Raw genomic sequence first — 25,191 nt, 5'->3', positions numbered from 1 at the left:
ATTATGAAAGCGAAAAACGTAGCTGATATCTATGAGCTTTCGCCCATGCAGCAAGGATTACTCTTTCACACGCTGCACGACCCGAACTCGATCGCCTATTTCGATCAAAATAGCTTTACGCTGCGTGGCAATCTGAATATTTCCGCTTTCAAACGAGCCTGGGAAATCGCACTGGAGCAACATTCCATCTTGCGAACCTCGTTTCATTGGGCAACGCTCAAAAAGCCTGTACAAGTTGTTCATCAACAAATCGAATTGCCCTGGCAAGAACTGGATTGGCGCGAACAAACCTCGATCGAGCAGCAGGAAAATCTCCGGGCTTTTCTGGCAGTCGATCGCGCTCAGGGATTTGAGATGACAACCGCACCCTTGCTGCGGCTCACTCTGATCCACCTTACAGAAGACACTTATCAATTCACATTTAGCAAACATCACATTTTGCTGGATGGCTGGTCACGATTGCTAGTGTTCAAGGAAGTATTTAATCTCTACACTACCCTGACCACCGGAGAAACTTTCCAGCTTCCACCCTCACCTTCCTTCCGCAACTACATCACTTGGCTGCGGCAGCAAGATTCCCTGCAAGCAGAAACCTTCTGGCGTAAAATGCTTCAGGGATTCATCGCACCAACACCACTGGGCGTTGATCAGCCAGTTTCTAACCCGCTCTCCACGACTGACCCCTACACAGTTCAGCGGCTCGATCTACCCCAAATCGGTGCCGATCTCCAGCAATTTGCTCGACAGCATCAGCTAACCCCTACTACGCTAGTTCTGGCAGCTTGGAGTCTTTTGTTGAGCCGCTACAGTGGAGAATCTGATGTGGTTTTTGGCATCACCTCCTCCGGGCGACCCGCTTCGTTATCCGGCGTAGAAGCGATCGCGGGACTGTTTATCAACACGCTACCCGTCCGCGTTCAAGTTAATCCAGAAGCAACACTGGTGCCCTGGCTGCAACAGTTTCAGGCGGGACAGGTCGAAATGCGGCAATACGAATATAGTTCGCTGGTTCAGATCCAAGGCTGGAGCGAACTGCCTCGCGGTGTCCCACTGTTTGAGAGCCTGGTCATTACTGAAAACTATCCAGTTGATACCTCTCTACAAAGACAAGCAAACGAGCTTAACATTGAAGGCGTTCTCTCATTTGGTCGATCGCACTATCCCCTCAGCCTCGTCATTGGATTAGGATCACAGGTTTTCTTGGAGCTTACTTATGACGATCGTCGATTCAATGCTGACACGATTAATCGCCTTTTAGGACATCTACAAACGCTTTTGACAGGGATGATTGTAGAGCCAAATCAACGGCTCAAGGAGATTCCTCTCCTGACCGCTAAAGAACAACAAACCCTCGTAAAAGAATGGAATCAGACCAGCACCGAGATTCCTGAGTTGTGCCTGCACGAATGGGTGGAAGCTCAGGTGCAACACACTCCAACCGCGATCGCCCTCCGCTACCATGACACCTCCCTCACCTACGACACGCTCAACCAGCGTGCAAACCACCTCGCTCACCACTTGCAACAGGCAGGAGTCACCGCAGGAACCCGCGTCGGCTTGTTCCTAGACCGCTCTCCCACCCTGCTCATTGCCCTCCTCGCCGTTCTCAAAGCAGGTGGCACGTATGTTCCCCTCGACCCTGCCTACCCGACAGAGCGCCTCACCTTCATCCTCTCGGATGCTCAGGTCGCCCTGCTGCTGACTGACACCTCCCTGGAGACTCTCTTCCCCTTTGCCGGACGGGTGCTGCCGCTCGACTCACTCTGGAACAATAATGGTTCTTCACCGCGCTCCCCACAGCCCTGCTCTGTCACCCCAGACGCTCTGGTATACATCCTCTACACCTCTGGCTCCACCGGCAGACCGAAAGGTGTACAAATTCCCCACCGTGCGGTGGTCAACTTCCTCTCCTCGATGCAGCAGGACTTGAAGGTGCGTCCCGGCGACGTGCTGCTAGCGGTCACCTCACTCTCGTTTGACATCGCAGTGCTGGAATTGCTGCTGCCTCTCGTTGTGGGGGCAACGGTAGAACTGGTAGACCGAGCCACGGCAGTCGATGGTCAGCGATTAGCAGCCACCCTGACTCGGACACAAGCCACCTTCATGCAAGCCACCCCTGCCACCTGGCGACTGCTGCTGGAAGCAGGGTGGCAGGGCAGATCAACGCTCACGCTGCTGTGTGGCGGAGAAGCTCTTACGCCTGACCTCGCTGCACAACTGCTTCCTCGCGCCGCCGCACTGTGGAATCTCTACGGTCCTACTGAAACTACGATCTGGTCTACTCGCCATCGCCTCACAACGGCGACGGATGCGGCGGTGGTCGGACACCCACTCTCCAACACGCAACTGTACATCCTCGATCAACAGCAGCAGCCCGTGCCGATCGGGGTAGTGGGAGAACTGTACATCGGCGGCGCGGGAGTGGCACGCGGTTATGTGGGACGAGCCGACCTGACGGCAGCGCGTTTTGTGCCGGATGCGTTTAGTGCAGTCCCAGGAGCACGATTGTATCGAACCGGAGACCGGGTGAAGTATCGAGCGGATGGCAGCGTCGAGTATGTGGGGCGGGTAGATGATCAGGTGAAGCTGCGGGGCTTTCGGATTGAGTTGGGTGAGATTGAAGCGGTACTGTCTCAGCATCCTCAAGTCCGCCAGGCTGTCGTATTGCTCACAGGAGAACATTCTCAGCAATATCTTTGCGCCTTTCTTGTTCTAGAGAAAGATCAGACGATCGTTGCTGACGAATTGCGTTTCTTCTTAAAGGAGATCCTGCCGCAGTATATGATTCCCTCTACCTTCATTGTCCTGGAGTCTTTACCGCTGACACCCAATCGCAAGATCGATCGTCAAGCATTGGCTGCGATCGACTCCATCGAACTACCACCTACCACAAGTTACATTCAACCCGAAACGCCTGACGAACAGCAGCTTGCAACGATTTGGATGGAGATTTTGGGTGTTCAGCAGGTTGGAACGCAGGATAATTTCTTTGACTTGGGTGGGCATTCCATTCTCGTGATTCAACTTTGGACGCGAATCAAGGAATTATTTCAGGTAGAAATTCCTTTGCGAAGTTTGTTTGAGGCACCAACGATTACAGAGCAAGTAAAGGTGATCACCAATCTGCAACAGCAAGTCCAATTCACTCAGGAATTGGTGACAACAATAGCGGTGGATTTGAGGAAAGAAGCAGTCCTCGATGTTGACATTCAACCTGAAACAGAATACGCAATAGAAACATCCCCTCCAGATGCAATCCTCTTAACCGGGGCAACTGGATTTCTGGGGGCTTTCTTACTACATCAGCTTCTACAGCAAACCTCTGCAACGATTTACTGTCTGGTTCGTGCTTCCACGATCGAACAAGCGAGAGAAAGACTTCAACGAAATCTTGAGGCTTACGCCCTGTGGAATCAGAATTTTGCCCACAGAATTCTTCCAGTCTTAGGAGATTTAGCTCAACCAAAACTAGGACTTACTTCTGATCAGTTTCAGACTCTAGCTGATCGCATTGATGTGATCTATCACAATGGTGCTCTGGTCAACTTTGTTTACTCCTATTCCACACTGAAAGCCGCAAATGTTCTGGGGACTCAAGAAGTTTTGAGACTGGCGGCAATGATTCGCACAAAGCCTGTCCACTTCATCTCAACATTTAGTGTCTTCTCTAACGTCGATCGCTTAGAAAAAATAGAAGTTAGAGAAGAGGATACTCCGGAAGCTTGTGAAAGCCTTCAGAGTGGATATGCTCAAAGTAAGTGGGTTTCAGAAAGGCTAGCAGCGATCGCAAATTCTAGAGGGATTCCAGTTTGCATTTACAGATTGGGAAGAATCACCGGAGATACCCAAACAGGAATCTGCAACACGGATGATTTCATGTCTCGTATGATTAAAGGGTGTATTCAAATCGGGTATATTCCAGAACCAGACAGTGATACCTTAGTAGACATGACACCCGTTGACTACGCAAGTCAGGTGATCGTTCATCTTTCTCAACAGCAACAGCTTCTCGGACAGGTATTTCATGTTGTCAATCCAACTCCAATTCGGATTCAGCAGCTACTAAACTGGCTAATTGGCTCATCTGGCTACTCGTTGAAAGCCGTGAGTTATGAGCAATGGCGTGAAGAGTTAATCAAAGTGACAAAATCTTCTCAAGACAATGCCCTATACCCCCTGTTACCCCGATTCTTACTCAAATCGACTGAGGAATCTAAAGACAGCCAATTAAATCTATCCGAATCCAAGTTTGATTGTCGTAATACTCTAAAGGGGCTTCAAGGAACAAGTATCTCCTGCCCTCAAGTGAGCGACAAACTGCTAAAAACCTACTTTCAGTACTACAAGCAGAGTAATTACCTAAAGTCACCCAGTACAATAGTCCGGACAGAATCAGGCAGCGATAATGCCGTAGTTGCAAAGGCTTGAGTAGTTTGGATGCGATTTAATTTCGCTTGGCTCCAGGTCTAAGTTGCAAATAAATTGCTCTAGCAGATGTTGATTGAGCATTCGCCGTTTGACACTTGCCATTGAGAAAACAAACGGGGGTTGTCCTGAATGCTGTTGGAGTGCGTCTAACTTTGCGAGATTGAGGGCAGTGAGACTGGCATTAAAATGAACGATCGCAAATCTTGACGATCGCCGAAAAGCATGGAGCTTTTGATGTACGAGTGTTTGGTTCAGTGGCACGCGGGGAAGCAACCTCAGAAAGCGACATAGACTTTTTGATCGACTATGACTTGGTACGGATTACACCTTGGTTTCCGGCAGGACTGATCTTAGATTTGGAAGCGTTGCTGAATCGAAAAGTGGATGTCGCCACGATCGAGATGTTAAAGGAGAGAATCAAAGCGCGTGTCTTGGCGGAGGCAGTGCCATTGTGAAGGTGAGCAACTACGATCGCTGAAAATCTCTCAATCCACCTATTACCAATGCACTCAAAACAGCAGAAGTAATGGCTCAATTCGTGTTTAGCTTGATTCTTGATTAGACCGAACGCTGCTCTAGCCAGGTTGCCAAGTCGTTCAGTTGCTCAAAATCTACCAAAGCCTCACCCAGTTCTTCTAATTGCAGCAGAGATAAGGCGGTGATCTGCGATCGCGTTTCCTCAGAAAGTTCCTGCTTCAATCGACGAGTAAGTTGTCGTAAAACAAGTTTCATCGCTTCTTCTGTTCTCGCTCCTTCTGTCACTTCTTCTCGCAGTTCCCGATAAACCCGTGTTTCTTGGAATGTAATATCTAGCATCGCTTCCACCTCTTCTCGACTTAAAGAACCGAACTTGTACGACATGATTGTAATCACCATATTCATTATGAAGCTACTTTCCTCTGATTCCCACCCCTCTTGCTGAGATTGAGCAAGGAGATATCGCGCTTCTGATGGAGCTTGATTTTGCGTTAATGTTGTCAGCACCATTAGTGCAACTCCTGGTGGCAGTTGACGAAATTCGCCTAGCTCGTTCAAGTAGATTCGATGTACCTGATCGCTGTTGAGCAAGGCGCGATAAGGATGTGAAGCAGTTTGCTCGGTGCTACGAGAAGGATAGACTATCACTGCTTGCCAGTCAGAAAAGCGATCGCGGTTTCGGTAAAAGTACAGAAACGCTTCACCAAACATCCGCTCGTACAATTTTTCGTCGCGTTGGAACTGGACTTCAGCAAAAAAGACGGTTCCGGGAGGATCGGACTCTGGTGGCAAAAACACTCCGTCAATTTCAAACTTCGGTTCTTTCACCGCAACGGAATCAAAGCGATAGTCACGGGCGTTGATGGGTGGCGATTCTAACAACTCAAAGAGCAGGATTGGGGATTGGGCAAACAAGCGATAAAAAATAGAATCTCGGCGCATTGATTCTGGGTTTGAATAGAGAGTAAGACGATCGTACTATCTCATTCGCCTCTAGCTTGACTCGCGCTTCGATTGAGGAAGTTCCAGGACGATCGCGGCTTGTCGATCGAGCAACGCTTGCAGCATCGATAGTTGTTGTTCGAGTTCATAAATTGCGTTGCGTCGCTGAATTCTGGCAAACCAGTCGCGGTATTTCTCACTGCCCATCTTTCCTAAGCCTTGATGCTTGACTTCAGGGTTGTCGCTGGTGAGTTTGTAGTATTCGTAGGTTTTGCCGCCTTTGTTCTGGAAATTGGGGCTGATCCAGACGTTTGCAGGAGCTACTGCGCCGGAGTTTCTGATCTCTGTGATGAGTGCGAGAAGGCGTTCCCGCTCGGCGAATAGGTGTTCATTCACGTTTTCTTGTCGGTTTGAATCTGTACAGACAAGAAAACAGGCAGAGTTTCTTGTCGATCGAGCGATCTACCGACAAGAAAATAGTAATTAATGAATGATGCTCTAGCACAACTGGAAAATCCGGTGAGTTGTGCGATGGATGAGCAATCACTTCAAAAATTTCAGAGAATTCGCAGGACGAGTAGAGGCGGAAGGTGATGAGGGAGGCTTCTAAGCAACGTTAGCAGGTTTTGCTTTAGCACGACGCTTGAAGCTCTCGAAGTCGATTACTTCGGATTTTTTAGCAGTCTCCCAAATCTCTCTAACGAGATCTTCTAGTGGCGGGAAAACAACTAAAACAAATTGCCCTAGTCCTCTGCTCCTCTTGCTAGCAACTCTCATTACTTTTGGCATATTAGACCAGTCAGGCGGTACCAAAAAGACTTCATCGTTGATTACCACCAGATGCTTGTCCGCAAGACTGGAATTAAAGCCGTTGGTTTGTAAGAATTGAACGACCTTTTTAACTGTTTGTGGAGAGGTCTTCTTCCGCAAATCCTGAATGACGCGAATTTCTAGAATCTGCTCCCATTTGTAAATAACCGTTGGCTTTTTGGAGTTGCCATATTTCTCAGGCACAACAAGTTCCGCTCGATCTAAGTAAGCGAGATTGCTAGAAGTTGTTTTTGCAAGAGCGATCGCTTCTTGTCGAGTGAAGCCTTCCATAAAAGTTTAGGTTTTATTTAACATTCTTTAGTGTAGCAAACGTGTCAATCAGTAAACGTTGTGTATAATGTAAACGTGTCTTGTTTCAAAGGGCACAACAACTACTCTCTTTTAAGGAAAATCACTGATGTCAAAAGGTAAGCACGTTGTCCCTCATTCTGAGGGCTGGGCTGTCAAATCTGAAGGAGCTAGTCGCGCCTCCCGCGTCTTCGAGACGCAACGCGAAGCGATCTCTTATGGTCGTGAGCAGGCGATATAGCGCTACGCGAGTACTGCCCAACCAGAATTGCTTGCACCGCCCGATTAATCGCAATCCGCTGATAATAGCGAGGAATTTTACCCCCAGTCAGATCAAACGGTGTGAGTAGATTTTCAGCAATCTCATCGCTCAATCCCTCAGACTGTCTCCATCTCGCCCAAAGCTCCTGCGGACTGGGAAACGAATCCATCCGCGTGATCAACCCAGTTGTGTAGTCAAACTCAACGATTCCCGCTCCATTCGTCGAATAGGCAAACTTTAGCCCCAGCAGTTCAGCGTAGGTCTTTGCCTGCTCCAAACCATCCTGCGGAGACTTATGCTGACGTTTGGCTTCAACGACTGCTAGAGGAAAATCACGAGTGTAGCAAAGCAAATAATCTGCAAACTTTTTGCGCCGCCGTCGCGTCCGTCCGCCAGTGGTTAAAATTCGACCTGCATCGATCGCATACTGCTCGGTAAACAGATGAGAATGCTGAGAGCTTTCTTCCCAGTCTTTGAGCTTGGGTAGAACGTATTTCCAGCAGGTATTCGCCTCGTTGAGCATGATCAGGCTTCGTCCTCGATGCTGGTTTCAGTGCAGCCGCTTCACCGTTCGCCCTTTCTCTCAAAGAGGTATCGTTTTACACCGCGAGTCAGGGCTGCTCCTAGCCTAACTCAGATTTAATTGCAGACACCAGAAGGTGCGATCGTAACCGCTGCTTCTAAAATCAAACTTTTTCTTGTCGGTTGAGTGATGGAACGACAAGAAAACGAAATCAATCTTCTGGCTCACTGTCCATCTGTTGCAACTGTGCCAACAATTGAACCGCATCATTCTGCGTGACTCGTGCCGTTGTCTTCCGCAACTGTTCCATCACAAACCACTTGTACTGAGGTAGTGACCAGCCAATGCGTACCGTCTCTCGAAAGATCGATCGCATCACCGCTTCTTGCGCGTCTGTGTAATCAGGGGTGCGGTCTGGATAAAATGCAGGTGTCTGACCCGACGCGGAAAGCTGAAAAAGCTCTATGGGGAATCTCTGAATCATCTGTTGAAGGGGAACGGGATCGTGATTCCAGCGATCATCAGGGCGAAGATACCAATCTGCGGCTTCCAGTCGAAAATCAGGCGGTGGGGATGTGTAAAAGAGTGCCTCCTGACCCTGCTTTTCGGAAGCAATGTACTCGGCTGCGGCAGCTCGATCGAGCCACTCGATCTCAGCGGCGGTGAGCGATCGTGCCTCCACTCCTTCTGGTAACCGCAATGGCAACAGTCCGGCTTGCCACATCTCAACGCGCCTATCGAAGTCAAGGTTTGGCATCCGCTGCCCCTCAACCCGCTTCTTGGTTTTATCTACTCTTGGTTTGACCGGGCGCGGGATGCCAAAGCCCTGAGAGTTAGCCATTGCAAATTCTGGACGGTGGGTTTCTCCTGCATTATCCCATGTCATTCCTAGAGCCGCGATTTTGATCTTCTAAGCTGGTTGAATCTTGGGGATTGTTTTGGAGCAAATGCATCGAAACGTCCAACACTCCTAGGTTAATTTCTGCCCATGCCAGTGCCTCTGCTACCAAAATTGGATCGCCAGAAGCGAGAAACTGCTGCATCCGCGCCATTAGTTTTGCATTTGAAGCTTCGCGTTTGATCTGCTGCTGACGTTGCTCAGCGATTTGAAAAGCTTCGCGTCTTGCCGCTTGTTGTGCCTGGATATCTGCAAGGGTTTGCTGAACGAGTTGAACGCCGTTCAAAGGCTCAGAACCCTGCTCTGACAAAGAATTACCATCTAACCCTGGCTGAATTCGGTGTGTAGAATCGCTAGAACCATTCGCTGGCGAGGCATTACCGTCAGTGCTAGGAAATAAGCTTGTGAGACTGTGACAGTTGGATGCGCCCCCAGCGCCATCTGACTGTTCATCTCGCTTTACAACGGTTTCAAGATTAAATTCAGCCTCAGTTAAATAGTTGGGATGCCATAAGTCTCGATGACGGTAGAGAGAACCACCCCCAATTTTGTAGTCCAATAGTGTTTTGAATCGAGCCGTAGCACTGGAAGGCAGTGATCCCGTTTCCAGAAGGTTTGCGATCGCGCTTCTAATTCGTTCTCTTGTTAATTCTGATCTTTGTTGATTCCAAGTGGGTGCTTGCTCGATCGCTTGCTCCAATTCCTCAGAGGTCGCTTTGAATTTCCCCTTTTGATCACCGTAGTGAAAGTAGTGACTACTCTCGATACACTTTGCCCATTCTTCAGCGCGATGTTCGATTTCATGCTGATGCTGACACCAATCTTGATAACCGGGGAGTGATCGGGCGGTGTCGATAATATCTTCAATCAGTGCCGTCCCTGCGAGGGGTTTCCCGCCGGAGAGAATGTGATGAAAGATGTACGATCGCATCGTAATGCGTCCTAACAGCCGATTAGTTTGTCCCGGACCCGTCCAACCGAGTTCAATTTCAGCGTTGAGATCATTGACAAACTTATCGGCTTTGCCAGAGATGCGAAAAAACTTGCGTTTGGCTTGTTTGAGAATTTGCTTGAGGAGCTTTGTATCTAAATCATTGCGATCTTGGGCGAAGTTCCATTGTTGAACGAAAACTTGCTGGTTACTCCAGATAGGTTGAAAGTCTGAGTTGAGGAGATAAGAACCTGTTTGCATCGGGAGTCGGTGCGCGTTGAAGAGACTGGGCGCACCTTCGACGAGGTAAGGTCTGGGGTTGGGAAAGGCTTCGAGTTGTCCAGGATTGAGCTTAAATCCGGCGTTTTCGAGCAGCGTCGTGATAGAGATCGCGAGCTGCCAGCTACTCTGGGCGTTTGGGAACGGAAAGTAGAGGTGCAAACCACCGCTGTAGCTGGAGGTGCAGATAAGATAGCTGACCAGTCCCAGCGGTTCTAGGGCAGCGGCGATGCGAGAAATCGCGAAGGGGTCGTACTTCGGGTGATAGGTGCTACCTGCGTCGATGTCGAGGAGACAGTAGCGGGTTTCTGCGCCGAAGCGAACGCCGTAGAGATAGCTTCCCTGGTGAATGACCCGATCGCTCAAGGGATGACGGGTTTCGGTTTTCCATTCGACTTTGACACCAGGGTTGGGATGCTCTGCCCAAATGTAGTCATAGCGATGCGGGAAAAGTGCAAGAAAACCATCAGCCCACTCACGGACATCTTCAAATGATGAAAACTGTTTCGTTGCCATAGCCCTAAACTCAATAATCGTGAAGAAACTAAGAGTGCTGTATCAAACACGCTCTATAGGACGATCTGTATATCACACGCTTAATAAGACTTTTGGCTTGTCAACAGGCTCGATTGCGTGGTCGTCTTTTAGCGAGTCAACAACGGCTGAAAGTGTTCCGATGACTAAATCTGAAAAATATTGGGTCAGGCGATTCTAGAGTTTTTATTGCCTGTGATCAAAGATCACGTCTAACGATCCTAGAGCTTTTAAGTCATGCTCCTTGGAACTAGTCACTTGATTCTAGAGTTCCTGTCAACATTGGCAACACTATTAAGAGATTGAGCGTATTCTCCAAGGTTGGTCAGTTGATTCTAGAGTTTAAGTCAACGTTGTCAACACATTGGGTCGCACAGCAAGGTCTAGATAAGCTTATTTAGCGCGATGTGCGAGTAGAACTACTCTGCCACAAGCTGCTCAAACTGCAAGGGGTTAGGGCTGTGACGATTGAGCCAGCGACAGACGGTGTGAGCTAACAGCTTGCGATTGATCCGACTGGTCAAATGCCACAGATCTCGTGCCCAGACTTTTTCAATCGAGAAGCGCTCGACGAGTTGACCAATAACAGTTTCAATGAGTCGCCGCACCCGCATGGAGTCGCCGCACCCGCATGAGCAACTTCACCCAAGCGGCGTTTCGAGTGTCTTGCATATTGGAACGCAACGCTGTTTCAAGCTGGATGCCCACGGCTTGAAGTTGGTGCTGGAGGGACTGGGAGAGATACCCTTTGTCCCCAATCAGTAAGCCGTCCACTAGAGGCACGATGTCCCAGAGCGCTTCTCGCTCACTAGCATCAGCAGGGGTGAGGCTAAAGCCACTAATCACCCCGGTGGCACTGATGAGCATAATGACCATGAAACCCATAGTAAGTCTGCTTTTTTGCCGCGCAGTAGCCGTAGGCGGTTTCCCCCTGGAAACTGCGACATCGCGGCGCACGGCTGAAACAGCACAGGGGAATCGGAATCCCATCCACCAGATGCACTCCCTGGGCAAATGCACCTAACTGTGCCGCTAAACGCTGCTGAAGCTGTTCCTTGTACTGCCACAGGTTCGCCGCCTGCCGGACAAACGCAGAGCGCCTGCTCAAACCCGGAAACAGTCCTAACCAGTGTCGACGGAAGTATTTCCAAATGGCTTGGTCAGCATCAATACCCTGATACTCTGCCACAAGCTCCATCGTAATCACCTCACTGTCGGCTAAGGCTAGAGCAAAGCCTGTTTGGCGAATCGGTTGCCCTTGGGTGATCTCCTTAGGCAAATCGTCACACAGCAAAAAACCACGATGATAAACTCTTCAATAGAAAACATTGATCCCACTCAAGCTAGATAGTTTGTATGTCTAGCATTGTCCAGTGGGACTTTCCTTGCAAGAACTTAGTCGCACACCGCGTTATTTACTAGAAAAGTAATAAGTCAGCAGCGGTATTTCGACAGGTTTACAATGCGGTCAGTTGATTCTAGAGATTGAGTCAACATTGTCAACATTAGCAGAAATGTAAATTTTCTTGAAGGTACTGTTCAATGCATTGATAGTGGCAGGGTCATAGAGTTGTCAGCCAATTGCTTAGTTTCAAGCAGGTTTGAACGCGCTATTTCGTCCAACGGAATTTGAAGCAAGCCCTGACTAAGTGAAAGAGTCAGGGCATTCTAGAAACTTGGTCAGGGCATTCTAGAGCTTTAGTTAATACTAAACTTTTTAGCGTATTCGTGAAACCTTTGATGGGTAACTGCTTCAGAGCTTATTACTTGTGAAGTGGCTTGTTGCTGACGGGGTTTTGTTGACTCTGTTGGCAACATTGCTGCCGCGAATTTTGTCATGTCTGGGCAACAGGTATACTAATTCGAGTTCGTATACCACTGTTGGTAAACTGAGTGATGCTGGTGACTGCTGTGAAGCACAAGAAAAATAGATTGCCTCAGCCTGAATCGGCAACCCTGGAAAAAGGCTCTGCCTTACAATCGGCACTGCCAAGTTCCGTAGCGTCTCAGATTGTGGTTGAGAGTGCTTCTGCACCGGAGCGGATACAAGATTATGTTGAGCGACTTCGGCGTGGAAAATCTTTTCTCAATTTAGTTCTAGTTCACGTTGCCACGGGCATCAATCAGCACCGTCTACGCCAGCTCCGTTCTCAAGTCAGAGGCGACTCAGAGCTAATCAATCTCTACAACGAAACTGAGAAAATTGGTGCATTGCAAAAAGAAGCAATCGCTCGACTAGAAAAACTGTTTAAATCGGTTTTAAAGCAAGCGCCATTTTGGAAGCAAACCGCATACTGGATTACCACTCGGCTCGATCAATGGGCGTTAGAAGCTCGGATGCCAGCAGATTGCTCGATTCCTGGCGTTCTATCCGTGGAAGCTGATCCCGCATTGCCAGAAGAAGAGGCGTGGCAAGAATCGATCGTCATCAGCGCGTGTGCATTCTACACGGCAAGCGAATGGCTAAGGCATCTTGACCTGTCGGCTTTCTCGATCGAAGACATTGAAAAACTATTAGGAATTCGATCTCCAGATGCTTTGGCAACTGATCCTGCTCTATTCCAGGAACGAGAGATCGAACGAGTTGCAACGGGCTACCCGATCCTCACGGGCGCACAAGCTCTCATTAACAACCAATGGGAGGATGGAGAATACCCGTACTGGAAGAAATTAGTTGGTGAAGGATTTATTCAGCACAACATTGTGCGTCAAAGTCCATCGAATCAACAAATCGAATTAGTGCCGGGTAAAGCAGCGTGGGAGATTATCCAACAGTTTGGTCCAGAAGCCGCTTACGTTTTGCTCATTTTTTCTTCTTATGCCACTGATTCAGAAAAACCCTGGGAACAGCAGATTCGGCTTAAAGGAACCGATCTGATTCGTCTGTTTGGTTGGGATAAACGAACGGACATCACACTCGGTCAAAAGCTGAAAAAGATCGGCAACCTGGTGGAGTTAGTTTGTAGCTTGTCTGTGCTGATTAGTAACATCAACGTTGGAGCCAACCGCTATAACGTGGCGAGAGGTGCAATGTGGCTACTTGAAGAACTAGAGTATTCCGGGCAACTTGCGCTGACGGTAGATGCCAAGCAACCGAGTGCTTTAAGTTACGAGGCGGGAGATCCGGATGAACTATACATCAAGGTACGCCCTGGAAGCTGGACAGAGAAGTTTCTAAACGGTCGGGATGTCAGCGGAAAAACTGCACTTTGCCAGTATGGATATTTAGCGAAGAGTACGTTGCAAATCAATCCATATCGACAACGACTAGCATCTAAGTTGGCAATCTTTTTAACGATTATGAGCCGCATTCGACAGGATGGACGCTATGAAGTTGGGACGTTACTGGAACGCTTAGAGCCAAAAGAGTTAATGACGATCGTTGAGCAAAGTAAACAACGGAGAAATGCCTTAATTACACAATGGGATAATGCACTGCTAACCCTGCATGAATTAGGATGGCAAATCGAATTTGATAACACGACTTACCCAGAGTGCATCCGACCCGAATGGGGGTTAGCGAATGAGCCTGAGCAGTTAAGAACTCGTCCTCGTAATTGGTTAACGCTGTGGCTAAAAGCGATCGTCACTATCAAGCCGACCGTTCTCATTCAAGAAAAATTAGGATCTGTCCTAGGCTCAAATGCTCAAAGTCATTCAAACTTACCCACGGCTTTAGATGATTCACTAGGGCGCTCTCCAAATCTGACTGGTGCAGAACTCGCGATCGCGCTGAATGCAAAAGGTTGGTCTAAGGCAAAACTAGCGAAGGATTTGGGGGTCGATCGATCGCTGATCACGCGATGGATTAAGGGTGAGCGCGTCATCCAGCCAAAACACCACGCGCAGATTCAAGTTCTGTTGGAGTTGTGATGCTTTGGATGTGTGCAGGAAGTACTGGTTTAGGGTGCATAAAGCAGGAAAATGCTTTCAGTGCGTCGGCAATGCACCCTAAAAAACAGTGTAAGAATATTTAGGGGGAATACCCTCTTGTACATCAATAGTTTTGAACTGATTGCACCCTAAATTAGGCTCATTCTATGCCTCGAAAAAGTCGTAAGCAAACGATTCCTACTGTTGAAAGCATTCTCCAAGACTGTTACACCCTCGGCTTGGATGACATGATGGATTTGCGCGAGGCATTGGATGTGCTGATAGCAGAAGAGCGGCAGCGACTGAAGACAAAACCTGATGAATGGGAGATAAAACGAGAGGAAAAGATGTCGCGGACAGGGGCGCGTGGCTCTAGAGGCAACATTGAACTGAAAATGATTAACGATTGTGGACCCTATGCTTACCTTCGCTTCCGATTGGGCGATACCCACCACTCTTTCTACTTGGGTAAGGCAAAAATTGGGTAAGGCAAAAACCGAATAAGAATTCAAAGTTCAAGTTTAGGGTGCAAATCAACAAAAAGCTTCACTTATACTATTCCTATGCCCCCTAAAGTAGAAAGCCCACCGCGATAACATGGCTTTCCTTTGAGTGGTAGCAATAAGCTCTCTTCTCTAGCATCCTAAGTTCTCAACGTTAACCTTTAGTTTTGGATAAGAATTCAGTGTCAGATCAGCAGCTTAGTCTTCCAGAAAACTACGATGACTTCCTCAGCGACTTAAAGGAACGGATTCGGAACGCTCAACTTCGAGCCGCGATCGCGGTCAACCAGGAACTTGTCGTACTGTATTGGCATATTGGGAGAGAAGTCTTGAATAAGGAGCGCAGTCAAGGCTGGGGTGCAAAGGTTGTGGAGCGATTAGCAACCGATTTGAAGAAGGCTTTTCCTGAAATGAAGGGGTTTTCTGCTCGCAATCTCCGATATATGAAGACGTTTGCAGAGGCTTACCCGGATGAGTCAATTTTGCAGCAGCTTGCTGCAAGAATTCCGTGGTTTCATAATTGTGTGCTGTTGGAGAAGGTGAAAGACGCTCAAGCGCGAAATTGGTACATTCAGCAGACCATCGAACAGGGGTGGAGCCGAAATGTTCTCACCCATTATGTAGAGAGTCAGCTTTATCAGCGACAAGGGGCATCCACTACAAATTTTCTGCAAACCTTGCCTCAACCGCAGTCAGATCTTGCCCAGCAAATTTTGCGTGATCCCTACAATTTCGATTTTCTGAGTTTAGGGGATGCCGCGCAGGAGCGAGATCTCGAAAATGCTCTGGTGAATCACATCCGAGATTTCTTGCTAGAATTGGGAGTTGGGTTTGCCTTTGTCGGAAGTCAGTATCCCTTACATGTTAGTGGGAAAGATTTTAGGATTGACCTCCTCTTTTATCACTTTCGGCTGCATTGCTTTGTGGTAATCGATTTAAAGGCGGTGGAATTTGAGCCTGAGTTTGGCGGGAAAATGAACTTTTATGTGTCAGCAGTGGATGACCTTCTACGCAGCGAGAACGATCAGCCCACGATCGGGATGATTCTCTGTAAAACCCACGACAAAACGATCGTGGAATACTCTCTACGCGATGTGAACAAACCCATTGGCGTTTCGACCTACCAATTTAGAGATGCGTTGCCGGATCAACTTCAAGGAAGTTTGCCGACGATCGAGCAGTTGGAAATGGAGTTAGAAGCTGCTGCTCAAGAATTAAAGTTAGACGGAACGGATGAAGGATAACGGGTGTCATCCATGCCGCGGTTTAGGGATGACAAGACTATAGGAGAGACTCTAACTCTTTCAGCAATCGTTCTGCTTTTGTGCGTGATCGTCCCGTTAAGGGTGCTTTCGAGAGTCGCTGTAAAACGGACTTAACACGACTTGAAAACTGCACTTCTGCGGCTTGATTCACGACTTTTGGATCGTGTTGCTCCCGCCAAGTTTTTACCGCTTCTGTAATTTGATCCCGCGACCAGTTTTCTGCGATCGCTTGCTTTAATAGGGTGTTCTGCGTTTTCTCATCAGATATCCGGGCAAATAATCGCGCTTTTGAACCCTCTAAGTGTCCTTGCATAATTGCATCCTGGACAGGCTTGGGTAAATTCAGTAGAGGCAAAAAATTAACTCGAAATCCTTCTGGGCTATAGCGTCCTAACCGCTCAAATTTGCGCTCGATGATTGACCAGTCAGCTTCGAGTTGTTCCAATGGAATCGGAGCCAGTACACTGTCTTTCCGGGGAGCGCGATGAGTGCCATCAGGTTCACAATTGCGAGAATTCCAGCTAAATAGCGCAAGAATTTGCTCGCGAGATAGGGATAACTCAAGCTCTAGCGATCGCAGAACCCCGTGAACGGTTTCTAAGTCGTTAAAGTCTCGTCGCTTCAGGTTTTCTTCAAGCTCAAGATCAAGCGCTTCAACTGCGTCTACTTCAAATACTAAAGCGTCAACCCATTCAATATTTGCCTGTTGACAAGCCAGATAGCGAGTTCCGCCAGCAATCAGCTTATAGTGTCCCGCTGTCGTCGGACGCACCCACAGAACCCCTCGAAAGCCAGACGTGCGGAATGTCTCAACAAAAGACCGAATCAATACTTCGTCGTGGGATTGCCGTACTCGATCGCTGATCTCGATGTCAGATAGCCGCAACCGCACCACTGCTTTGCTGCCGTCATTTTTTGGAGCAGGTAAATTGTCGAGATCTGCTGTGGGCATCATTGAGCCGATGTTTTGCAGTGCTGCTGCCAGCCGATTAGCCATTCAAAATCTCCTCTAACAATTGCTGAATATCTGACCAAGCTTTTTCTACGGTCTTGCCTCGAAGCTGACCGATCGAGATGCCTCGACCAAAGGCTTCATCGTAAGCTGCATAATCCCGAATCACTGATTCAAAAACGGGAATACCTTGCGATCGCAGCCCTGCCTTGAAAGTTGATAGGGTTTCTTCTCGATTGTTTGGATGAACTCGATTTAGCACGACTCGATGCTTTTTGCTGCCAACGGAGTCTAGTAGCTTGACGGTAGAGCCAGTCACGCGCAGTTCGTCTTGCTTGGTTGAGCTAGGAATCAGAATTAAGGTGGAGCGCTGCACGATTTCTTCGAGGTCAACGGATTCGGGTCGGGCTTTGGTGTCTACAAAGAAATGACGACAGTTTCCAGTCTGTCCAACGGATGCAGTTTCACTCATCACTCGGAGCGGAACGCTCTCACTGTAGACAATCGATCGTGCACCGACCAAGGTGCTACGGTTTGGATCGCCGTCGATTAAAATTGTCTCAATTCCACGTTGTGCTAGAGCGTAGGAGAGATTGACCGCGATCGTGGTTTTGCCCACACCGCCCTTTTGATTGAGAATCGAGATCAGAAGCGGTTTAATGATTGTCTGGAAAGCGGGCAGGGTGGCGGATAGTTTGGCTGAAGCTTTAGATTTCCTTTTGGAGGTGGTTAGGACAGTCATAAAGTTAATGAAGGAACGTCAATGCTGGAATTTGGTTTTGTCTCGTTGCGAGGATGCGTTCAATTACGCTTATGTATACTCCTCTTGTGCAACCAGTACGACACTCTCAAAGTTCAATCTCAAAAGTCGATGAGAAGATGATACTTGCAAAGTGCAGAATTTGATCGGCAAGTTTGATTGACTCACAGGCTAACTTCCTTAGTGATGTAGAAAAGTCCTGAAAGGCTTGATGTGTCTAGAGTCTCAAATGAGACAGAAATTGCTGAGGTGGGGCGAATTGTGCGATGCTCAAGTTCCCCAACTCAAAGCAATCCCATGCAAACGCCCCATCTGTATCGTCAACTAATCGCTCAATTGCGTCAATGGATCAAACCGCAAGACCAACGACACCTGCAAGGATTTGCGGAAGCAGTCGCCCGCCATCTTGCAATCGGGAAGTGCCTGCCTGAGCCACTGGCTGCCGTATCTGAGCCATCGCGACTGCACGGCAAGAAGTCATTTGGAGCGCTTAAAGTATCTGATTCACAATCCCCAGATTCGCGCCGAAGCCTTTTACGTTCCCTTGCTCAAGCAATTTCTGCAAGCCTTTGCCGGAGCGAATTTAACTTTAACCCTTGACACCAGCCTATTGTGGGATCAGTTCTGTCTGATTGAGGTGTGCCTGGTTTGGGGCGGACGCTCGATTACATGAGCGCAAGTCGTATTGGAGCATGGGAGTGCCAGTGTGGGGTTTGAGGACTATCGCCCAGTGTTGGAACAAGCCAAGAGCGTGTTACCGATTCAAACTCAGATAACGTTGTTGGCTGACCGGGGCTTTGAACACGGAGAGTTGAGGCGGTGGTGTTCAAAGCACGGTTGGGCTTGGCTGATTCGTGCCAAGGGCAATCTGCGGGTCACGCTCTCCACCGGAGTGACTTGTCGGGTGGATGCCTTGCTTCCGCCTGCACAACAAGCTTATCTCTTCCCGGATGTCACCGTGTTGGGCGCTGTTGCCGCTCAGCTTGCCACCGCTCAGATCAGTCCGACTCAAGAGGCTTGGGCAGTGCTAAGTGACCAACCTCCCTCATTGCAAACCTTTGCACTTTATGGCGCTCGCTTTGGCGGCATTGAACCCCATTTCAAAGATTACAAGTCGGCGGCGTTTGAAGTCACTCGCTCAAATCTGCGCGATGCCATTGCCCTCACCGGATTGTTCATGCTGCTCGATGCTGCCATCCTGATTGCTCTGGTTTTAGGCATGATGCTGGTGCGCTGCGGACAACGTCATACCCTTGATCATCTCCAGGGCGCGGCTTGAGTTTTCTGCAACCCGGTCTGCGTCAACTGCAACGGCTTTGCTATCAAGGTTGTCCCATTCCTCGCTTAGAATCTTTGCCACCCGATCATCTACCTGCGGCGGTTGCCTCGCAAAGCAAGCGGGAACGGTTAGAGCAGCAGATCTTATTCTCTCGTGTGACCTGTTTCTCATCTTGAGACTGTAAAAAGTTTTCTGCATCACTAAGGGCTAACTTCTCTAAATTCAAGAGCGTGAATACTGGTATTCGCACTTTGGCAATCGAAAGCGTGAATACTGGTATTCGCACTTCAAATATTTTTGGCTCAGGTTCACATAAATAAGGCAGGACTTACGCAGGGATAAGGCGGTAAGTTAGAGCATCGGTGAAATGGGTCAATGCCATGGGCTTTACAAAACTTGATTACTGCCAATATCTGTTGAGTAGTCCGGTCAACTACACGCTAACGAATCTCGCGGAGCATCTAGCGGGCGTGAGCCATGACCGAATCAACCGCTATTTGCCAGCAATTCCAAATTCAAAAACTACGAGGAATCAGCAGTTTGAGCAGGCGGAGAGTCAGAGAGCATGAAATCCAGTAGCTGTTGCCAACTTTCAAACCAGAGGTACTTGGTCAGCGCGAGAATATCTTGGAAGAACCCGTTGCGTGTCCCCCGCTTGAGCCGAATCTGCTGATAGGACTCGTCTACCAGATGCAAGACGGTGTGAAAGAGAAACGCTAAGAGATTGAGAGTCAGCAAGCACGAAGCTAAGTGGTGTTGCCCATGTCCAAAGTTATGTTCAAGATGATAGCCCTTGGTCTTCAGCACATTGTGGTTTTCATTCTCGGTTTTCCAACGGCTTCGACCTGCCCTCACCCCTTGTGACACCGTTTCGGGAGTCAGGAGATGATCCGTGACAAAGGCATTGGAATACAGAACTTTTCCATCTGATTCTCGTACTAGCGTCAGTTCACACCAATTCACTAGCAGGGCGGGCTGAGTGTCTCGTAGCGGAATCTGATTGATATAGCGGTAGCGATAAATCTCTTTCGTGCGCTTGTTCCATTGCACTTGTTCCAAGGTCTTGACTTCGCCGTTGGCTTCCAAGTAGCCGAGCCAGTCGTAGAGGGCAGCATGAGATTCGCTCAAGCACGTAAAGATGAAGCTCAATTGATAGGACAAGCAGTGTTCGCACAGCGGTTGATGACTGTAGAGGTCGTCGCCCAACAGCGTCAACGACTGGGGGTGGAATCGATTTGCATACCTGCTGATCCAGCGTTTGGCGGCGGCTACTTCACAATCTTGCTTTTCGTGCCCGTCTTGTGGCGTGATCAATTCTGGAGCTAGGGCAATCACCTGCGGTTGCGTCGGGGACACAATCACGGGCAGAATCGCTTGATGAAAGTAGGTCACACTACCATTCTTGTGCGTTCGACTCGAACAGCACTCACAATGAATCTTCTGCGACTTGAAGTACTCTGTGCCATCTAACGCGACCAATAGCTGTCCATTCCACTGCTGATAAGGCTGCAAGTACCCATCCCGTGCTCAAGCCGCATACACCTGGAAAAACACGTCAAACAATCTCACGGCTTCCACGCCATCCAACAAATTGCGGATTTGGGGTGAACTCGGTATGTCTTCTACTCCGAATAGACTTTGAGCGTTGTCCTTCCCGCGCCGACTTCGCATCTGTCGCTGATGCTCTAGAAACGATTCACATTGCATAAAAAACACCGAAAACGCGCCCACAATCACATCGCTCAGTTTGTAGCGTGTTGCATTGCTCGCTTGGCGTGGGTCGTCAATCTGTTGAACCACTTGATAGAGATAATTCAGCAACACCGCAAAACTCAGGGGCAGGGGTTCCATGTTTCGGCTCTCGCTGGCAATCCTCCATCCTCTACTCAGTTGTTCCTTCTGTCAAAATTTGAATTTGGAATTGCTGGCTATTTGCGGAGTGAGAAACTAACGCCCCGGTTACTCTGGCAGCAAGTGGAGCATCGCATCGTGCCCTCGGCATCCGGATACATTGTGTTTGACGATAGTGTGTTAGACAAACGCTACGCCAGCAAAATCGAGCTAGCCCGTACACAGTACAGTGGCAACGAACATGGAGTCGTTCAGGGTATCGGGCTGGTCAGTTGTGTCTATGTGAATGTGAGTCGGAGTGAGTTTTGGGTGATTGACTACCGCCTCTATGATCCGCAACGAGACGGCAAAAGCAAACTGGATCATGTTGCAGACATGCTCGACAACTTGATTGAGTACAAGCGAGTGCCGTTTGCGACTGTGCTGATGGATGCATGGTATGCCACGCAAGAACTGATGGCGAAGATTGACCACATCGAGAAAATCTACTACTGTCCGCTGAAGGTCAATCGCAAAGTCGATGATAGCCAAGGACAGCAACCTTACAACCGAGTTGACGAATTGGAGTGGAGTGAGGCAGACTTAGCGCACGGCAAAACGATCAAGATTCGCAACTTTCCCAAAGATAAGAAAGTGAAACTATTCCGGGTTACTGTTTCTACCAGCAGAACGGACTATATCGTGACCAACGATATCTCTCAAAACTCGACGGACGAGACTCAAAAAGCGAGTGCTGTGCGTTGGAGAGTTGAAGAGTTTCACCGCGAGGTCAAACAATTGACTGGGATTGAAGCTTGCCAGTGTCGGAAGGCGCGGATTCAGCGCAACCACATTGCCTGTTCATTGCTCGTGTGGAGTCGGCTTAAAGCCATTGCTTCTTGCACAGACCAAACGATTTACCAAGTCAAGGCAGGGCTGTTGAGAAACTATTTGATTGGGCAACTCAAGCAACCTGATATTCGTATGACCTTTGTGTAATAAAGCTTGCGTAAGTCCTGCCTAATTTGAAGGATGTTACGTATCGTCTGATTACATCGACCAAAGAACTTGAAATTGCACTGCGATCGCTTGAACAGTCTCCAATTCTTGGATTGGACTGCGAGACAACTGGGTTAGATCCTTATATTCACACCATTCAACTGATTCAGATTGCAGCCCCCAACCAGCCAGTGATTCTGATCGATTTACCTCAGATTGCCCCTTGCGATCGCCCCTTACTTCAACAATTCCTCTCCAGACCTGCTCTCAAAATTACTCATAATGGCAAATTCGACTGGCAGTGTCTTACAAAGGCAGGACTCCAGCCCAGTGCTCCTTTCTTCGACACACAGCTTGCCTATCGAGTGCTGACGGCAGGGTTAAAAAAGAGTCTCTCATTACAAACCCTCGCTCAAAAACTCCTGAATATAGAGCTAGATAAAACTCAACAGGTGAGCGACTGGAGCAAACCGCTGACATCACAGCAGTTACAGTATGCAGCAATGGATGCAGCCATTCTGCTGGAGCTGTATCCGATTTTGGTCAAGAAGCTGGAGCGATCGCATCTCCTCAAAATTGCTCAACTAGAGTTTCACTGTATGCCTGTTGTGGCTCAGATGGAACTGAATGGCATGTTGCTTGACCTCTCTCGCTGGCAAACGTTAGGGGCAAAGCTGGAGAGCGATCGGGATGCGGCACTTCATCAGGTCAGGGAACTCCGGGTTGCGGGTAACGCTCAAATGTCTCTGCTGCCAGAGATGACAGATGCAATCAACCCCAACTCTCCGCAACAGGTGCTTGCAGCACTGCAAGCGGCTGGGATTCCCGTGAATTCGACCAACCAGAAGGAACTGGTGCCACTGGCGAAGCAGTTCCCTGTAATCCAAGCGTTGTTGGATTATCGGCACCTCTCCAAAATCACTGCCACCTTTGCCGATAGCTTGCCCAAGCATATTCATCTGGTAACAGGAAGGATTCACCCAACTTACTATCAGCTTGGAGCCAGATCGGGTCGGTTCTCTTGTCGCAATCCACCATTGCAAACCATTCCTCGCGATGCGGCTGCTCGAACCTGCTTTGTAGCTGCACCAGGTCATCAAATAGTGCGAGCGGACTATTCTCAAATTGAACTGCGAATTGTTGCCCGATTGAGTGGGGATGCCCGGATGCAACGAGCATATCGTAAGGGTGAGGATTTGCATCGACTGACAGCAACTCTGGTAACTGGAAAAGCGATCGCTGATGTGAGTGAGGAAGATCGTCGGCTTGCTAAAGCTATTAACTTTGGGCTGATTTACGGCATGGGTGCTGCCAAACTTCAGAGCTACGCTGAGACAAAGTATGGGGTCACTCTGTCTCTGGAGCAAGCAAAGGCATTCCGAAAACGATTCTTTGAAGCCTACGCTCCAGAGACAGAGTGGCATGAGACGATCAAGCGTAGTTACATCCGGGGAATAAAGGAGAGCCGTACCTTAGCAGGTAGGCGACGCAGGTGGGCGGATAAACCCAGACTGGCGGAGTTGCTGAACCATCCAGTCCAGGGATTGAATGCTGACATCACAAAGTTGGCGTTAGTGAAACTTAACAAAGTGCTGGCAGAGACAGGAGCAAAGCTGATTTGCACAGTTCATGATGAAATTCTGCTGGAGTGTCCTGTTGCTGAGGCAAAGCACATCAGTTGTCTCTTACATCGCTGCATGGTTGCAGCGGCTCGGAAGTTTTTGCATCCGATCCCAGTGTTCATGGATGTCAAGATTTCTACCAGTTGGGGTGACGATGAGACTTAGAGAATAGTTTTGCCCTTATGACAAGTCAAGTTTTCCCTAGGCAAAAGCAGTACGGGTGAATCTGGACTTAGGGAATGAAAACAAGCTAAAGATCCCTAAGTATTCCCTAAGCAATTTTTGCGGAGTCAGGGGTGGGAGATGCCAAAGCGGAGCAAAGCAGCGCGATTGATTCAGCAACTCCAAGATTGGAGTGATGAAGAATTAGGGGATCTGGCTGAAATGATTCAGGGGCTATTGGAGTCACGGCGGGAGGAGGCAGAGGAGGAGAGACCCAGGAGACTCGTGAGGACGGCACACCACTGGGCAAGCACGGGGGACGAGGGCATATTGAGTTGAAGATGATTCCGGATTCCAAAACAGGTAAGACGTATGGACCCTATCGCTATCTGCGCTACTGGGGTGTAACGAAAAAGGGGACGATGGGGTTGAAGAGTGTGTATTTGGGCAGGATTAGCGGAGCCAATGGCAACTCCCTCTATAGATAGAATGACTTTTCTATCAAAAGGCAGAAAATCAGCATGACGTGTGCTATTACGTGTCGAACCTATGTCAGACGTGGGTGAACTTGTAATAGCATCAGGATAGAGAGGAGGAGATCGGCATGCAGCGTGACTCACCAGCGCAACGTCCTTCACTCTACGGCTGACATATGCCAAAGGGTGTCAGGAAAGGGGAAGTAAGCTGCAAAAAGTATGGTTTGGAGCAGTTGATTTTTTAGCTCATCTGAGAGAATTGCAGGAGAACAATCATGCAACCACTAAAAAATAAAATTGCGATCGTTGCGGGGGGCACTCGTGGTGCAGGGCGGGGTATTGCCGTAGAACTGGGTGCAGCAGGGGCAACAGTGTACGTATTGAGGTGAGTGAAGCGAACTGGCAGGATGCCACGGCAAAGGAGCCGCATTTTATCATTTCTGAAACACCGCACTTTGTTGGGCGTGCGATTGCTCACCTGGCGGCTGATCCAGAGGTCGCACGATGGAACGGGCGATCGCTCTCCAGTGGTCAACTGGCACAGATTTATGGTTTTACAGATCTGGATGGCTCTCAACCAGATGCTTGGCGCTACATTGTGGAAGTGCAGGAAGTGGGTGAACCTGCTGATGTCACTGGATACAGGTAAGTCTGAACTGGTTTTATCCGCTAATGACACTCACTGCAACGCCCTCAAAAGCAGTGTCGATCGAAACGTCCTTCCAATCAGCCAAATCCGCCGCTACAGTTCCCAACTTGGCATGAATGACTTCCAACATGTCCGCTCCCAACACCAGTCGCAGAGGAGGATTAGGATGATTCACGACCTGAATCATAGCTGCTGCTGCTGCCTTTTGGGGATCACCGGGTTGCTGCCCATCCATCTGATGGAGCCATAAAATCTGTGTTGACTCGCTCAAAATAGAAGTGCCCACTGTCGCGAATGAAGCCATAGTGCGTAACACGCCAGAACTCAGTCTTTGGCGATGTTCTGACAACAATTTGATGATTAGAACTTGACCAATGAGCAGGTTCATTCAACCATTGCATAGTAGATTAGATCCAATAAAGGTCAAA

At 48.8% G+C, this 25,191-nt stretch carries 19 protein-coding genes and 5 pseudogenes; 12 read left to right on the top strand and 12 right to left on the bottom strand.

What is annotated here, in order from left to right; genetic code table 11:
• Window positions 1–3: 3 nt before the first annotated feature.
• Entirely contained in the window at window positions 4–4,428 is a 4,425-nt protein-coding gene (locus GS601_RS15015) for a non-ribosomal peptide synthetase family protein (protein ID WP_162424097.1), read from the top strand.
• A gap of 203 nt (window positions 4,429–4,631) precedes the next feature.
• Window positions 4,632–4,883 (top strand): nucleotidyltransferase family protein, encoded by a 252-nt coding sequence (locus tag GS601_RS15010; RefSeq protein ID WP_202925115.1) that lies wholly within the window; start codon window positions 4,632–4,634, stop codon window positions 4,881–4,883.
• Between the two features lie 103 nt (window positions 4,884–4,986).
• Here GS601_RS15010 and GS601_RS15005 read toward each other — a convergent pair whose 3' ends face one another.
• From GS601_RS15005 to GS601_RS14995, 3 genes are all read right to left on the bottom strand, one after another.
• Window positions 4,987–5,847, bottom strand: a complete 861-nt coding sequence (locus tag GS601_RS15005) for an Rpn family recombination-promoting nuclease/putative transposase (RefSeq protein ID WP_162424096.1) — start codon at window positions 5,845–5,847, stop codon at window positions 4,987–4,989.
• Window positions 5,848–5,898: 51 nt separating this feature from the next.
• Entirely contained in the window at window positions 5,899–6,243 is a 345-nt protein-coding gene (locus tag GS601_RS15000; RefSeq protein WP_162424095.1) for a hypothetical protein, read from the bottom strand.
• Between the two features lie 210 nt (window positions 6,244–6,453).
• A complete protein-coding gene (locus tag GS601_RS14995) occupies window positions 6,454–6,948 on the bottom strand; it encodes a MerR family transcriptional regulator (RefSeq protein ID WP_162424094.1) in 495 nt (164 codons plus the stop codon).
• 127 nt (window positions 6,949–7,075) lie between these two features.
• Here GS601_RS14995 and GS601_RS23960 point away from each other — a divergent pair, with 127 nt between their 5' ends.
• Window positions 7,076–7,207, top strand: coding sequence for a DUF2188 domain-containing protein (locus GS601_RS23960; RefSeq protein ID WP_202925114.1), 132 nt, complete (start codon window positions 7,076–7,078; stop codon window positions 7,205–7,207).
• On the opposite strand, the pseudogene GS601_RS23260 reads toward GS601_RS23960, so the two are convergent.
• From GS601_RS23260 to GS601_RS14970, 4 genes and pseudogenes are all read right to left on the bottom strand, one after another.
• Window positions 7,194–7,751, bottom strand: a pseudogene (locus tag GS601_RS23260) (type I restriction endonuclease); the annotation flags it as partial. The gene GS601_RS23960 and the pseudogene GS601_RS23260 overlap by 14 nt on opposite strands.
• A gap of 211 nt (window positions 7,752–7,962) precedes the next feature.
• Window positions 7,963–8,592, bottom strand: coding sequence for a hypothetical protein (locus tag GS601_RS14980; RefSeq protein WP_162424093.1), 630 nt, complete (start codon window positions 8,590–8,592; stop codon window positions 7,963–7,965).
• Window positions 8,593–8,623: 31 nt separating this feature from the next.
• Window positions 8,624–10,375 carry a hypothetical protein gene (locus GS601_RS14975; RefSeq protein ID WP_202925113.1) on the bottom strand — a complete coding sequence of 584 codons (1,752 nt, stop codon included), beginning with the start codon at window positions 10,373–10,375 and terminating at the stop codon, window positions 8,624–8,626.
• 437 nt (window positions 10,376–10,812) lie between these two features.
• Window positions 10,813–11,722: pseudogene (locus GS601_RS14970) on the bottom strand (IS982 family transposase).
• Window positions 11,723–12,289: 567 nt separating this feature from the next.
• Between GS601_RS14970 and GS601_RS14965 the strand changes: the two are divergent.
• The 3 genes from GS601_RS14965 to GS601_RS14955 all read left to right on the top strand — a co-directional run bounded on the left by GS601_RS14965 (window position 12,290) and on the right by GS601_RS14955 (window position 16,013).
• A complete protein-coding gene (locus GS601_RS14965; RefSeq protein WP_162424092.1) occupies window positions 12,290–14,266 on the top strand; it encodes a helix-turn-helix domain-containing protein in 1,977 nt (658 codons plus the stop codon).
• A gap of 167 nt (window positions 14,267–14,433) precedes the next feature.
• On the top strand, window positions 14,434–14,754 hold the full coding sequence (locus GS601_RS14960; RefSeq protein ID WP_162424091.1) for a hypothetical protein: 321 nt from the start codon (window positions 14,434–14,436) through the stop codon (window positions 14,752–14,754).
• A gap of 182 nt (window positions 14,755–14,936) precedes the next feature.
• A complete protein-coding gene (locus tag GS601_RS14955; protein ID WP_202925112.1) occupies window positions 14,937–16,013 on the top strand; it encodes a PDDEXK nuclease domain-containing protein in 1,077 nt (358 codons plus the stop codon).
• 37 nt (window positions 16,014–16,050) lie between these two features.
• Here GS601_RS14955 and GS601_RS14950 read toward each other — a convergent pair whose 3' ends face one another.
• A complete protein-coding gene (locus tag GS601_RS14950) occupies window positions 16,051–17,031 on the bottom strand; it encodes a ParB/RepB/Spo0J family partition protein (protein WP_162424089.1) in 981 nt (326 codons plus the stop codon).
• Window positions 17,024–17,728, bottom strand: a complete 705-nt coding sequence (locus tag GS601_RS14945; RefSeq protein ID WP_162424088.1) for a nucleotide-binding protein — start codon at window positions 17,726–17,728, stop codon at window positions 17,024–17,026. Before GS601_RS14945 ends, GS601_RS14950 begins: the two co-directional genes overlap by 8 nt.
• 315 nt (window positions 17,729–18,043) lie before the next feature.
• Here GS601_RS14945 and GS601_RS14940 point away from each other — a divergent pair.
• Together GS601_RS14940 and GS601_RS14935 are read left to right on the top strand one after the other, a co-directional pair.
• Window positions 18,044–19,201 (top strand): annotated as a pseudogene (locus tag GS601_RS14940) (transposase).
• Window positions 19,202–19,405: 204 nt separating this feature from the next.
• A pseudogene (locus GS601_RS14935) lies at window positions 19,406–19,525 on the top strand (IS701-like element ISPlag1 family transposase); the annotation flags it as partial.
• A gap of 22 nt (window positions 19,526–19,547) precedes the next feature.
• Here GS601_RS14935 and GS601_RS14930 read toward each other — a convergent pair.
• A pseudogene (locus GS601_RS14930) lies at window positions 19,548–20,846 on the bottom strand (ISNCY family transposase).
• On the opposite strand from GS601_RS14930, the gene GS601_RS14925 reads away from it, so the two are divergent.
• The 4 genes from GS601_RS14925 (at window position 20,727) to GS601_RS14910 (ending at window position 24,763) form a co-directional block, all read left to right on the top strand.
• Window positions 20,727–21,854, top strand: a complete 1,128-nt coding sequence (locus GS601_RS14925) for an IS701 family transposase (RefSeq protein WP_420800310.1) — start codon at window positions 20,727–20,729, stop codon at window positions 21,852–21,854. The pseudogene GS601_RS14930 and the gene GS601_RS14925 overlap by 120 nt on opposite strands.
• Before the next feature lie 26 nt (window positions 21,855–21,880).
• Window positions 21,881–23,641, top strand: a complete 1,761-nt coding sequence (locus GS601_RS14920; protein WP_238393280.1) for a bifunctional 3'-5' exonuclease/DNA polymerase — start codon at window positions 21,881–21,883, stop codon at window positions 23,639–23,641.
• A 138-nt stretch (window positions 23,642–23,779) separates the two neighbouring features.
• Window positions 23,780–23,977 (top strand): hypothetical protein, encoded by a 198-nt coding sequence (locus tag GS601_RS22960; protein ID WP_202925111.1) that lies wholly within the window; start codon window positions 23,780–23,782, stop codon window positions 23,975–23,977.
• A 522-nt stretch (window positions 23,978–24,499) separates the two neighbouring features.
• Window positions 24,500–24,763 carry an SDR family oxidoreductase gene (locus tag GS601_RS14910; RefSeq protein WP_238393279.1) on the top strand — a complete coding sequence of 88 codons (264 nt, stop codon included), beginning with the start codon at window positions 24,500–24,502 and terminating at the stop codon, window positions 24,761–24,763.
• A 13-nt stretch (window positions 24,764–24,776) separates the two neighbouring features.
• Here GS601_RS14910 and GS601_RS14905 read toward each other — a convergent pair whose 3' ends face one another.
• Together GS601_RS14905 and GS601_RS23955 are read right to left on the bottom strand one after the other, a co-directional pair.
• Window positions 24,777–25,067: a Rossmann-fold NAD(P)-binding domain-containing protein gene (locus GS601_RS14905; protein WP_162424067.1), complete on the bottom strand. Its 291-nt coding sequence runs from the start codon at window positions 25,065–25,067 to the stop codon at window positions 24,777–24,779.
• The gene (locus GS601_RS23955) at window positions 24,976–25,164 is read right to left on the bottom strand and encodes a DUF1349 domain-containing protein (RefSeq protein ID WP_162424086.1); all 189 of its coding nucleotides are present in this window, start codon (window positions 25,162–25,164) and stop codon (window positions 24,976–24,978) included. Before GS601_RS23955 ends, GS601_RS14905 begins: the two co-directional genes overlap by 92 nt.
• Window positions 25,165–25,191: the final 27 nt, after the last annotated feature.

Source organism: Myxacorys almedinensis A, assembly GCF_010091945.1.
Classification (GTDB): Bacteria; Cyanobacteriota; Cyanobacteriia; order Leptolyngbyales; family Leptolyngbyaceae; genus Myxacorys; species Myxacorys almedinensis.
Note: the sequence above shows the minus strand (reverse complement) of the source record. Positions and strands in the feature narration are given on the sequence as shown.